Annotated in this window: 11 protein-coding genes; 2 read left to right on the top strand and 9 right to left on the bottom strand. The window is 32.9% G+C overall.

The window, feature by feature from the left end:
- Nucleotides 1-34 precede the first annotated feature (34 nt).
- The 7 genes from AC13CQ_RS04360 to AC13CQ_RS04390 form a co-directional block, all read right to left on the bottom strand.
- Nucleotides 35-1,249 (bottom strand): Nramp family divalent metal transporter, encoded by a 1,215-nt coding sequence (locus AC13CQ_RS04360; RefSeq protein ID WP_008612239.1) that lies wholly within the window; start codon nucleotides 1,247-1,249, stop codon nucleotides 35-37.
- A 44-nt stretch (nucleotides 1,250-1,293) separates the two neighbouring features.
- Nucleotides 1,294-1,863: an RNA polymerase sigma factor gene (locus AC13CQ_RS04365; protein WP_008612240.1), complete on the bottom strand. Its 570-nt coding sequence runs from the start codon at nucleotides 1,861-1,863 to the stop codon at nucleotides 1,294-1,296.
- Nucleotides 1,864-2,124: 261 nt separating this feature from the next.
- Complete coding sequence (locus AC13CQ_RS04370; protein WP_040879965.1) at nucleotides 2,125-2,328, bottom strand: hypothetical protein; 204 nt, start codon at nucleotides 2,326-2,328, stop codon at nucleotides 2,125-2,127.
- Between the two features lie 301 nt (nucleotides 2,329-2,629).
- Nucleotides 2,630-3,421 carry an anti-sigma factor gene (locus AC13CQ_RS04375; protein ID WP_008612242.1) on the bottom strand — a complete coding sequence of 264 codons (792 nt, stop codon included), beginning with the start codon at nucleotides 3,419-3,421 and terminating at the stop codon, nucleotides 2,630-2,632.
- A 5-nt stretch (nucleotides 3,422-3,426) separates the two neighbouring features.
- A complete protein-coding gene (locus AC13CQ_RS04380) occupies nucleotides 3,427-3,993 on the bottom strand; it encodes an RNA polymerase sigma factor (RefSeq protein WP_008612243.1) in 567 nt (188 codons plus the stop codon).
- 125 nt (nucleotides 3,994-4,118) lie between these two features.
- Entirely contained in the window at nucleotides 4,119-5,141 is a 1,023-nt protein-coding gene (murB, locus tag AC13CQ_RS04385; protein WP_474506773.1) for a UDP-N-acetylmuramate dehydrogenase, read from the bottom strand.
- Complete coding sequence (locus tag AC13CQ_RS04390) at nucleotides 5,134-6,324, bottom strand: pyridoxal phosphate-dependent aminotransferase (RefSeq protein WP_008612245.1); 1,191 nt, start codon at nucleotides 6,322-6,324, stop codon at nucleotides 5,134-5,136. The genes murB and AC13CQ_RS04390 overlap by 8 nt, the downstream gene beginning before the upstream one ends.
- A 153-nt stretch (nucleotides 6,325-6,477) precedes the next feature.
- Between AC13CQ_RS04390 and AC13CQ_RS04395 the strand changes: the two genes are divergently transcribed.
- The gene (locus AC13CQ_RS04395) at nucleotides 6,478-7,815 is read left to right on the top strand and encodes an aspartyl protease family protein (RefSeq protein WP_008612247.1); all 1,338 of its coding nucleotides are present in this window, start codon (nucleotides 6,478-6,480) and stop codon (nucleotides 7,813-7,815) included.
- A gap of 69 nt (nucleotides 7,816-7,884) precedes the next feature.
- Here AC13CQ_RS04395 and AC13CQ_RS04400 read toward each other — a convergent pair whose 3' ends face one another.
- Nucleotides 7,885-8,274 carry a DUF1573 domain-containing protein gene (locus AC13CQ_RS04400; protein WP_040879607.1) on the bottom strand — a complete coding sequence of 130 codons (390 nt, stop codon included), beginning with the start codon at nucleotides 8,272-8,274 and terminating at the stop codon, nucleotides 7,885-7,887.
- A gap of 128 nt (nucleotides 8,275-8,402) precedes the next feature.
- Here AC13CQ_RS04400 and AC13CQ_RS04405 point away from each other — a divergent pair, with 128 nt between their 5' ends.
- Nucleotides 8,403-11,060, top strand: coding sequence for a valine--tRNA ligase (locus AC13CQ_RS04405; protein ID WP_456865338.1), 2,658 nt, complete (start codon nucleotides 8,403-8,405; stop codon nucleotides 11,058-11,060).
- A gap of 766 nt (nucleotides 11,061-11,826) precedes the next feature.
- Here the strand turns inward: AC13CQ_RS04405 and AC13CQ_RS04410 are convergent.
- Nucleotides 11,827-12,087, bottom strand: coding sequence for an acyl-CoA-binding protein (locus AC13CQ_RS04410; protein WP_008612252.1), 261 nt, complete (start codon nucleotides 12,085-12,087; stop codon nucleotides 11,827-11,829).
- Nucleotides 12,088-12,090 lie beyond the last annotated feature (3 nt).

The raw sequence follows: 12,090 nt of genomic DNA on the forward strand, positions 1-12,090 counted from the left end.
TCATCAACTAATAGGATAAGATTTTCTACTTTTTTTAAAGTGATAAAAGATACCAAATCGAAAATCCTATTAAAAAAATAATCCCAGCCCAACTTAAAACATGCATCGACTTACTGGGTCTCCATTTTTTAGGCATATGTTTAGAAGTAACTAATTTATAGTTTATAATGGCGTAAAAAGGAGCGGTAACAAACGATAAAATAGTAGCAATATCAATAAGCATTTTCATTTCTGATAAAAGAAAAAGTAAAATGCAAATTGTTCCAAGAGCCAAAATTATTATCCAACTTGCAAAGTGGTACTTTCCATCAATATTAAATAGTAGGGTAGTGCTTTTTGCCATAGCTCTTGGAGAAGCATCCAACGTGGTTAAGGTTGTGCTAAACATTGCGGTAAATGCAGCAATGGCAATAATATAATAAGTATATGTTCCTAGGGTTTCTGTGTACATGTTTATAAACTGAAATGCAAATTGTGTTGCACCACTATTAAAGCTTTCATTGGCGCTATGCATTACTAAAGCACCAAGACTTAAAAAGAAAATTCCTAAAATAATGGTGCTGAGGTACCCAATATTAAAATCGGTTATAGAGCGTTTAGTTTTGTATGTTTTTTCCATTTTCTTTTTTTCTAGCGCCCATAAGGAATGCCAAACAGAAACATCTAGAGGAGCGGGCATCCAGCCCATAAAAGCAATAATGAAGGCAAGGCCTGCAGTTTCTGTAGGAATAACTTGAGAAAAACTAAGGTGTGCTGTAGATTTTGATGAGGCTATAAAAATGGCAATTACAGTACAAATGGTTAGGGTTGTAATAATAATTTTCATCAAATTATCTAATAACTTATATTTTCCAAGCATTAAAATAACCATACATATAAGAGTAATAATAATACTCCATATAATTGGGTTGGTAGTAATTCCGAATAAATTAGAGGCCAATCCAGCGGTAACAATGGTTACTGCCGTTTGAATGGTAAACATAGTAGTGAAATTCAGGATAAAATAAAGAAGTAAAACTCCCTTTCCTAATTTTCTGTAGCCATCTAAAAGACTCTCTCCAGTGGCCATGGCATACCGAGGCCCGTATTGAAAAAATGGATATTTAAATAAATGAACTAATAGTAATGCCCAAAGTAGGCCATAGCCATAATCGGCTCCTGCTCTGGTAGATTGGACTAAATGGGACACCCCAATTGCTGCACCAGCAAATAAAAGTCCAGGGCCTAATTTTTTAATAAAGCGTATCACTTTTAAGTTAGTCTAGTTAATTAGGCAGTGAAAGTATAAAAAAATTATTTCTTTTTCTGATGAATAATTTCAGCAAGTAATTTTTTTGCTCTGAGGAGTTTAACCTTTACATTATTAAGAGGCTCGTCTAATTCTTGAGCAATTTCGGTGTATGATAATTCTTGGAAGTATCTTAAATTAATAACCTGTTGATAATGTGGTTTTAATTTTTTTATATGCTGAAGTAAAGTAGCTAGGTTTTGTTCGGTAATTAAATTGTCTTCCGCAGTAGGAGTGTCATCTGCTAGATTGTAGATGCTACTTTCTTCTTGTAGAATTGTTTTATGATTCAGTTCGGATTTCTTCTTGCGAATAAGATCAATATGAATGTTTTTGGAAATGGTAATTAACCATGTTTTAAATTCAAAATCGCTATTGTAAGTGTCTATTTTATCAAACGCTTTTGAGAAGGTGCGAATTGTAATATCTTCCGCTTCATTCTCATTTCTAGTTCGTAATAATTGAAAGCTATACACATCAACCCAAAAATTATCAAGAAGAAAGCTGAACGACTTTTGGTCCCCTTCTTTTGCGCGAAGAATAGATTCTTGAATGTGTTGTGCGGTTACTGGCAATATAATTTTTGTTTTTTTTATTTACTCGATAATCGAGATTTGAATCCCTTATTGAGGGTTTTATTCCCCAAAGCCTGTCCAGTGTTTACCGAAGGGCTCTATGTCGGTAGGGATTAAATTATTTTCTTTTGAATACCTCATGGGCTTTCCCCGAGATAGTTTCCTAAAGATAATAAATAGAAAACAGTATAAAGAATTTAAATGTAGATTCTTACACTTTTAGTAGTTTCTATTTATTAAGAAAGAAAATATCAAAAAAAATTAATTATGCTGAGGTTCTGCTTTGCAGTCTTGCTCATCTGGCATCTTACCACAAAAACTACAAGCTTCTCCTTCTTTGTTTAAAAAAGGCGACTGACTAGCGCATGTTCCAGCAAATTTACCGTCTTTTTTACCCCATATTTTTATAGCAATTCCAGCGAATGCTAAACCTAATAATACTATGCTAATTAATAAAAGTTTCATTTTTGACGCTTTCTTTTTATTGTTTAGACGTAAAAGACTCGAAAAAATTTCATAATGGCCTTTTAAATCCTTCATAGAGGGTTTAAGTTCCCAAAGCCCGCTCTGATTTTCTCCGAAGGGCTCTGCACCAAATGAGTCAATTTATTTCTTTTGAATACCTCGTGGACTTGCCTCGAGGCTGTTAATTTGGTGCAAAGTTACAAAACATCAAAATAAATAGTTACAAAGCTTTCATAAAAAATAAAGCCTCAGCAGTTACGCTGAGGCTTTAAATAAATTTAGTTAGCTTGATTTGTAATCTTTATTTTTCTTCTTCTTCAATTTTTATATTGGCAACTTCACTATCAATAGAAGCAAAGTCATTATTACCTTTAGACTCAATAGTTATTTTGTAATTAGTAGCATTGTCTTGAAAAGGGAGTGCCATTAATTTTCGGTCTGCTTTTTCCAAAACTCCTAAGCTTACCATTTCTCCATTTACTTCAGCCCACATTTTAAACTCTTTGTCTTCTGGAAGGTCGGGCATGGAAACAACGTTTATAGCAGAAATTCTTTCTTTAGAATTGATGTATGCTACAGATCTTAAATTTTTTGCTCTTTCATTTCCGTGGATAACATATTTACGAGTTTCAGGATCATTTAAAACGGCGTATTTACTTTTTATGTTTTCTAATTTAGAATTTGTTGTAACAATGTCTTTCTTTAAATTCTCAATTTGGCTAGCTACTGTATTTTTTTCATTGGAAAGCAATTTGTTTTGCTTCCAAAGGGTAATTGTTGTAGCTCCAAAAAGGAAGGTAGTAATACATGCAGCTATAAAATACCATGGAATGGATTTTTTAGTTGAATTATCACTCTCTATGTCACTTTTTATTTCATCTAAAACAGCCTCTTTTATGTTTAAAGGAGCTTGTTTTGCATGTGCTTTAGCGTATAATTCTAAATTATCTTGTAATGTATTGTATTCCTTTTCTACTTCTGGGTAAGTATCTAAATAGTGTTCTACACGAACTTCTTCTTCATAACTTGTTTCGCCAACTAAATAGCGTTCCAACAAGTCGCTTTCTAAAAATATTTTTACTTCGTTTTTCATGGCTTTCACTTAATTATCAAATAAAACAAAATTGACAACATAGCAGGGTCATATATACGTCTTAGTTCTCTAAGACCAATCTTAAGTCTAGACTTTATAGTCCCTAAAGGAATGTCTAATGCTTCACTGGCTTCTTGTTGAGTCATGCCTTGGAAAAATAAGGCTTCCATAACTATTTGATATTTGTCGTCAAGTGAGCCTAAATGCTTCTTTATATCAATGTGCTCAGGGTTTACACTATCAACTCCTAAATTATATACGTCTGAAACTTCGATTTGGATCTCTTGATCGCGTTTTAAATTCAAACTTCTTATTTTATCAATGGCTGTATTTCGAGTAATGCGAAACATCCACGTAAAAAGCTTAGACTTTTTTGCATCGTAAGTGTCTATTTTCTTCCAAATCTTCATTAAACTTATTTGTAAAACGTCCTTGGCAAGATCTTCGTCTTTAGTTATTTTTAAAGCAACACCAAAGAGCGTGTCTCCATAATATTCATATAAAAGGGACATTCCTTTTTCCTCTTTTTTTTCAAGGAGGGTTATAATATTTTTTTCAAGAAGTTGACTCATGCGATTTTATGCTTATAACATATAAATAGAAATTGCCATTGAAGTTTTATAAATTTCGATGGGGTGACCAAATTTATTAATTTAAACGATAAAAAGTACGTGTACGTATATTTTTCTATTTACGTTTAATAAATATTTACTTCTGGTTCTATATTGATATTGAATTTTTCTTTAACCGATTGTTGGATGCTAAGCGCTAGTTCCCATAGTTCTTTTCCGCTTGCATTTCCGTAATTAACTATCACCAAGGCTTGGTTTTTATGGACTCCAGCATCTCCAAATCTTTTTCCTTTAAATCCACATTGTTCTATTAACCAACCTGCTGGAATTTTAATTTCGTTAGCTGAAACTACATAATGGGGCATCATTGGATTGGTTGCCAATAAATTTTCAAATTGTGCCTTATTAATTATTGGATTTTTAAAGAAACTACCGCTATTTCCTAATTCTTTTGGGTCTGGAAGTTTACTTTTTCTAATACTTATAACCGCATTAGAGATGTCTGTAATTGTTGGATGTGTTACTTTCTTATTTTTTAATTCTGCCTCAATAGCACCATAAGAAATATTGAGTTTATGGTCTGTATTGGTAAGCTTAAAAGTAACCGAAGTTATAATATATTCCCCCTTATTTCTCTTGAAGTAAGAATCTCGATATCCAAAATTGCATTCCTCTTTAGAAAATGGTTTAACTTCCAAGGTTTTAGTATTTAAAGCCTCACAAGAATAAAATACATCTTTTAATTCTACTCCATAAGCCCCAATATTTTGAATAGGAGCTGTACCTACATTACCAGGAATTAATGATAAATTCTCTACGCCACCCAAATTTTGACTGAGTGCCCAGAGTACAAATTCATGCCAGTTTTCTCCAGCTTTAACCTTAACAAGGGTAGTATTACCATTTTCAGAAATAATTTCTTTCCCTTTAAGATTAATATTTACCACTAAATCATCAACATCTTTTGTAAGAAGCATATTACTGCCTCCTCCAAGAATAAACTTAGTTGGGTATTCTTTTAATAAGAACACCTCTTTAAGTTCTTTCAAAGAGGAAACAGCAATAAAATTTTTTGCCTTTACATCAATTCCAAAAGTATTGTATGGTTTTAATGAGATGTTATGAAGAATGGCATCTTGTTTATGCATTGTATTTTTTTAGAGCTTCTTTTAAAATAGTAACTGCTTTTACAAGGTTTTCTTTCTTTAAAACATAAGCAATTCTAACTTGGTCGTACCCAATTCCAGGAGTTGAATAAAAACCTGCAGCAGGAGCAACCATAACAGTTTCGCCATTTAGTTCAAATTCCTCTAAAAGCCATTGTGCAAATTCATCAGTGTTTTTTACTGGTAATTTGGCTATACAGTAAAATGCACCTTGAGGTTTTGCTACTGTTACACCTTCTATTTTATGTAATTCAGAAATTAATAAATCTCTTCTTTCAACATATTCTTCAATAACTTCGTCAAAATAACTTTGAGGAGTTTCTAGCGCTGCTTCACTAGCTATTAAAGCAAAAGAAGGCGGAGATAATCTAGCCTGAGCAAATTTTAATGCAGTATTTATTACTTCTTTATTTCTTGTAATTAAACATCCTATTCTAGCGCCACACATGCTGTAGCGTTTAGATACAGAATCAATAACAATAGCATTATTTTCTAATCCTTCTTCTTGTAGGATTGAGTAATGCTCTGCACCATCATATGCAAACTCACGGTATACTTCATCGGCAATTAAAAATAAATCGTGTTTTCTTACAATAGAAGCTAATTTTTTAATTTCTTCTTTAGAGTACATATATCCTGTTGGATTTCCAGGATTACAAATTAAAATAGCCTTTGTTTTAGGAGTAATTAATTTTTCAAAATCCTCAATTGGAGGAAGCGCAAAATTATTGTCAATTTTAGAAACTACCGGAACTACTTTTACTCCAGATGCAGTTGCAAAACCATTATAGTTTGCATAAAAAGGTTCAGGAATAATAATTTCATCATCGGTATCTGTAATAGAGCCCATGCTAAACATTAGTGCTTCTGAACCTCCAGTAGTAATAATAATTTCTTTCGGATCAACATTTATATCACGTCCAGCGTAATATTTAGCTAATTTAGTTCTATACTCCTCAGAACCTTCACTTCTGCTATATTCTAGTATCTCTAGCGTATTATTTTTAACAGCATCAAGAGCTACTTGAGGTGTTTTAATATCGGGCTGACCAATATTTAAATGAAATACATTGATTCCTCTCTTCTTAGCATCTTCAGCATAAGGAACTAACTTTCTTATAGGGGATTCAGGCATTTTTCGGCCTTTGTCAGAAATTATAGGCATAACTCAAATTTTATATCGTGCAAATTTGCAAAATATATTTTATAAATCGTTACATATACAACGTTCTTCTTGATATTACAAAATGTTAAATTATGATTAAAACTGAAGTTTTTTTAGTAATTTTAAAGGAACGAGCAAGTAAAGCTTGTCGTTATGGCTACTTTAAAGAAACATATTGTATGTGGATTACTGTTTGCTGTTTGCTTTTTTTCTTATGCACAAGGAGGATTTAGTTTAAGAGAAGATGAGAAATTTGAAAAAGTCAAATTTGATTTTGTAAATAACCTAATTGTGTTACCAGTAAAAGTAAATGGTGTGGAATTGTCATTTATTTTAGACACAGGAGTTAATAAACCTATCCTTTTTAATATCACAGATAGTGATTCCGTAGAAATTAAAAATACCAAAGAAATTATTCTTCGAGGTCTGGGAGGCGGACAGCCTATAAAAGCATTGCATTCTAAAGGAAATGTTTTTAAACTTGGAGACGTCTATAATTATAATCAAGATTTTTATTTAATTACCGATAGCGGACTAAACTTTTCTCCTCAAATGGGGTATAAAGTACATGGAATTATTGGGTACGATTTACTGAAAAACTTTGTGGTTGAAGTAGATTATAGTGCAAAGAAAATGAAGTTTTATAATCCTGATTCCTATAATTATAAAAGATGTAATAAGTGCGAAACTTTACCTTTAACACTTGAAGGGAGTAAAGCCTATGTGTATGCCAATGTTAAGCAATATACTGCTATAGACGAGAAAAAAGTAAAACTGTTAATAGATAGCGGAAGTTCTGATGCGCTATGGCTTTTTGAGAATACTGAGGGTGAGATTTCTGGACCTCTTAAGTTTTTTGATGATTTTTTAGGATATGGATTAAGTGGTAAAGTACATGGGAAACGTGCTAGAGTACAGCGGTTTACATTAGGAGAATTTGAATTAAAAGAAGCTAAAGTGGCATACCCTGATGCTGTTTCTATACAATATATAACTTCTATGCGCGATAGAAATGGCTCCATAGGTTCAGAGATATTAAGGAGATTTGATCTGGTTTTTGATTATACAAATGAGCAAATTACTTTTAAACGAAATGGAAATTTTAAAGATCCTTTTAAATATAATATGAGCGGAATTGAGCTTCAGCATAACGGACTAAGAATGGTTAAAGCATTAGTAAGAAATGAAGAAGGATATGCTAAAAATGAAAGTAACAATCAAGGGGTTAAAATATACCTTCAAAAACAATATAATTTTGAATTACATCCTGCGCTTGAAATAGCCGAAATTAGAGATGGTAGTCCAGCAGCCATAGTAGGTTTGAGAGAAGGAGATGTTATTTTACAGGTTAATAAAAAGAATGTGCACAATTATTCTTTGCAACAAGTAAGCGAAATGATGAATGAAAGGGTTGGTAAAACTGTTTATGTAACGGTTGAGAGGAGTGGTTCTACCTTAAAATTTAATTTTAAACTTCAAAAAGTATTATAAATTCAACTTAATTAAAATAAAAAAAGCGATTCCCAAACGGGAATCGCTTTCTATTTTCATTTAAAAAATTTATTTTCCTGTACTATTTGCAACTACAGTTCCTTTAATTTTTAAAGCCACTGTAGGGGTTTCAGCATTGGATTGAACAGTAATAGTTTTTCTAATTGGTCCAACACGGTTAGTATCATATTTAACCTCAATAACTCCAGTGTCTCCAGGAGCTATAGGGTCTTTTGGTTTTTTTGGAATAGTACAGCCACAACTTGAACGTACATTAGAAATAACTAAAGGAACAGCCCCTGTGTTTGTAAATTCAAATACACGAACTCCATCACTTCCTTTTGTAATCTCACCATAGTCAATCACATCGTTCTTAAATTCTATTTTTGCAGTTTTGTCTTGAGCGGTGGCAGTAAAACCAATTACTCCAACAAATAAAAGCATTAGTAATTTTTTCATTGTTTTCAGATTTAAGTGAATATCAAATTTACTTACTTTTAACCACCCCGCAAAATTTATCGATTATCTTTTATAATCTTGCGGATATAGCTACTTTTGCAGTCTTAATCCAAAAAGTGTTCCAAAATATGAATATTCCATCAAAGTATGATGCCAAATCGGTTGAGAGTAAGTGGTATGACTACTGGACGAAAAATGAATTTTTTCGCTCAGAGCCAGATGAAAGAGAGCCATATACCATTGTAATTCCGCCACCAAACGTCACTGGAGTATTGCATATGGGACATATGTTGAATAACACTATTCAGGATGTGTTGATTAGAAAAGCACGTTTAAAAGGCTTAAACGCTTGCTGGGTGCCAGGTACAGACCATGCATCAATTGCTACGGAAGCTAAAGTAGTAGCAAAATTGAAGGAGCAAGGAATTAATAAATCCGATCTAACTCGAGAAGAATTTCTAAAACATGCTTGGGATTGGACAGATGAGTATGGAGGTGTAATCTTAGATCAGCTTAAGAAACTTGGATGTTCATGCGATTGGGATCGTACAAAATTTACAATGGATGACGATATGTCGGCTTCTGTAATTAAAGTTTTTGTCGATTTATTTGAAAAAGGAATGATTTACCGTGGATATCGTATGGTAAATTGGGATCCAGAGGCTAAAACTACACTTTCTGATGAAGAGGTTATTTATGAAGAACGCCAAGGACTCCTTTATTATTTAAAATATACTATTGTAGATGGAGATGGTTCCCTACCTTCGGAGGAGGCGGGGGAGGTTGTAACAATTGCAACTACGCGTCCAGAAACTATTTTGGGAGATACTGCTATTTGTATTAACCCTAAGGATGAGCGTTATTCACATTTAAAAGGTAAAAAGGCAATTGTGCCTTTAACCAACCGTGTAATTCCTATTATTGAAGATGAATATGTTGATATTGAATTCGGAACAGGATGTTTAAAAGTAACTCCTGCTCATGATGAAAATGATAAGAATTTAGGTGAAAAACACAAATTGGAAGTAATCGATATTTTTAATGAGGATGCTACTTTAAATAGTAATGGACTTCATTACGAAGGGAAAGATCGATTTGTGGTTCGAAAAGAAATTTCAAAAGAATTAGAAGAAAAAGGATTTTTAGTAAAAACTGAAAATCATATGAATAAAGTAGGGACTTCGGAACGTACAAAAGCGGTAATTGAACCTCGTTTGTCTGATCAGTGGTTTTTAAAAATGGAAGATTTGGTAAAACCTGCTTTGGATGCAGTTTTAACTGATAAAGAAATTCAACTTTTTCCTTCAAAATTTGAAAATACCTACCGTCATTGGTTAGAAAATATCCGAGACTGGAATATTTCTCGTCAGCTTTGGTGGGGGCATCAAATACCAGCATATTATTTTGGTGATGGGGAAAACGATTTTGTAGTTGCAGAAAGTATTGAAGAGGCACTAACAAAAGCTAAAGAAAAATCGGGGAACACAAATTTAACGGTAGCCAATTTGAAGCAAGACGAAGACTCGTTAGATACTTGGTTTTCTTCATGGTTATGGCCAATTAGTGTTTTTAACGGAATTATGGAGCCTGAAAATAAAGAAATTGAATATTATTACCCAACTAACGATTTGGTAACTGGGCCAGATATTCTATTCTTTTGGGTTGCAAGAATGATTTTTGCTGGTTACGAATTCCGCGATCAAAAACCATTTACCAATGTATATTTAACTGGATTGGTAAGAGATAAACAGCGTCGAAAAATGTCGAAGTCTTTAGGGAATTCGCCAGATGCTTTAAAATTAATTGAAGAGTTTGGTGCAGATGGAGTTCGAGTTGGATTGTTGTTGAGCTCTGCTGCTGGAAACGACTTATTGTTTGATGAAAGCTTATGCCAGCAAGGAAAAAACTTTGCCAATAAAATATGGAATGCCTTCCGTTTGGTTAAAGGTTGGGAAGTTGCCGATATTGAGCAGCCAGCATATGCTTCAACTGCAATTAATTGGTACAAAAATAAATTTCAGCATACATTAATAAATATTGAAGAACAGTTTTCTAAATATAGAATATCTGATGCTTTAATGGCAACATATAAGCTTGTTTGGGACGATTTCTGCTCTTGGTTACTAGAAATGGTGAAACCAGCATATCAACAGCCTATAGATGCAAAAACTTATAAAGAGATAATTGCTTTATTTGAAGAAAATTTAAAACTCTTACATCCATTTATGCCATTCTTATCTGAAGAAATATGGCAACTTATGGCAGAGCGTTCTCCTAAGGAAGCATTGATTGTAGCAAAATGGCCTGAAGTTTCTAAAGCAGATGAAAAGGTAATTGCTGATTTTGAATTTGCTGCTGAAGTGATTTCGGGAATAAGAACCATTAGAAAAGAAAAAAATATTGCTTTTAAGAATGAGATTTCTTTATCTGTAATGAATAATGATGGGGTTTTAAAAACATTCGATTCTATTATTAAGAAGTTAGGAAATATAGAGGAACTTTCTTACGTAACAGAAAAAGTGGACGGAGCTTTATCTTTTAGAGTAAAATCTAATGAGTATTTTATTCCAGTAAGCGGTGCTATTGATGTGGAAGAAGAGATAAAGAAAATAGAGGAGGAGCTAAAATATACAGAAGGTTTCTTAAAATCTGTTCAGAAAAAATTATCTAACGAACGTTTTGTAGGAAGTGCTCCAGAAAAAGTAGTAGCGATAGAAAAGCAAAAAGAAGCAGATGCGCTTGCTAAAATTGAAACGCTAAAAGAAAGTTTAAAGAGTTTGAAGTAGAAAAGTATTTCAATCCCTCATTGAGGGTTTTATTATCCGAAGCCTGCCTTGAGTTTGCCGAAGGGTTCTACGTCGAAATGGGTTAAATTATTTTCCTTTGAATACCTCGTAGGCTTGCCTTGAGGTAGTTGATTTTATAATAGTAAAAAGCCTCAGAATTATTTTATTGTTGTTCGATAAAAAAAGTTAAGATGAGTTCATTAAGAAAAAACGAATAAAAAGAGGAGTTTAGTAATGTTATTTCCAGGACAAACTCATACTTTTTATTTAGCTTTCGTTAAAGTAGTATTAATGGCTAGCGCAACTAAATCCCTTATCCGCAGAATAGTGGCCGAAAGCTCTGAAATCAGGAGTGTAGCGACGCAGCGTTTCGGTTACGGTTTTCCGAGCTCGTTGTCGAAAAAATTCATTGGATAAGGTGCCTTTTTCTTTGTTTCGTTTCTTTTGGGCGAGCAAAAGAAACGAAAAGCATAAAGTCACTGATTGTTGGATTGATATTAGAGCTAGCAAATAATCAATATAGTTCTAAACTAAAGCCTTTTATTCCTACTTATTTTTATGTGAAAGCAATTTTTAAGTTCATTGAAAATAAAAAAAGTGTCAAAATTTGAAATTTAAGATTGATTCAAATGGATCTTTACTGAATTTCACTTTGTTTTGCAAAGTGTGAGTTTGCCCTGTTTAACTTTTTACTTTATAAACTTTTATCTTTGTACTGTTTTATTAAAGCGAAGCGGTCTTGTATTTTAACTCAGGCATTAATGTTTTAATACTTAAAATATTCTTTTACTAAAGCAACATAATGTTCTTTGGCTTGGTCTTCGGTGAGTCCTCGGGCTTGAAAAAGTGCGTTTGCTTTGAAAGCATTTATTATAGATCTCCTGCTACTTGGGGGTTCGCTATTTTGAGTAGCTTTTTTGTAATAGGCATATAGGCGCAACAAAAAATCGGCTGGAAATAAATTTTCATAGCTGTTTACTCGCTCTACAGCCTCTTCAAATTCTTTATGTAGTTCTTCAGAAGTCATTTG

Source organism: Galbibacter sp. L-19, from assembly GCF_056857615.1.

What these genes read in the sequence shown, in the direction of transcription:
- AC13CQ_RS04405 (WP_456865338.1), top strand. Translation starts at nt 8,403, where the DNA reads ATGAATATTCCATCAAAGTATGATGCCAAATCGGTTGAGAGTAAGTGG.
- AC13CQ_RS04410 (WP_008612252.1), bottom strand. Translation starts at nt 12,087, where the DNA reads ATGACTTCTGAAGAACTACATAAAGAATTTGAAGAGGCTGTAGAGCGA.
- murB (WP_474506773.1), bottom strand. Translation starts at nt 5,141, where the DNA reads ATGCATAAACAAGATGCCATTCTTCATAACATCTCATTAAAACCATAC.
- AC13CQ_RS04380 (WP_008612243.1), bottom strand. Translation starts at nt 3,993, where the DNA reads ATGAGTCAACTTCTTGAAAAAAATATTATAACCCTCCTTGAAAAAAAA.
- AC13CQ_RS04395 (WP_008612247.1), top strand. Translation starts at nt 6,478, where the DNA reads ATGGCTACTTTAAAGAAACATATTGTATGTGGATTACTGTTTGCTGTT.
- AC13CQ_RS04375 (WP_008612242.1), bottom strand. Translation starts at nt 3,421, where the DNA reads ATGAAAAACGAAGTAAAAATATTTTTAGAAAGCGACTTGTTGGAACGC.
- AC13CQ_RS04390 (WP_008612245.1), bottom strand. Translation starts at nt 6,324, where the DNA reads ATGCCTATAATTTCTGACAAAGGCCGAAAAATGCCTGAATCCCCTATA.
- AC13CQ_RS04370 (WP_040879965.1), bottom strand. Translation starts at nt 2,328, where the DNA reads ATGAAACTTTTATTAATTAGCATAGTATTATTAGGTTTAGCATTCGCT.
- AC13CQ_RS04400 (WP_040879607.1), bottom strand. Translation starts at nt 8,274, where the DNA reads ATGAAAAAATTACTAATGCTTTTATTTGTTGGAGTAATTGGTTTTACT.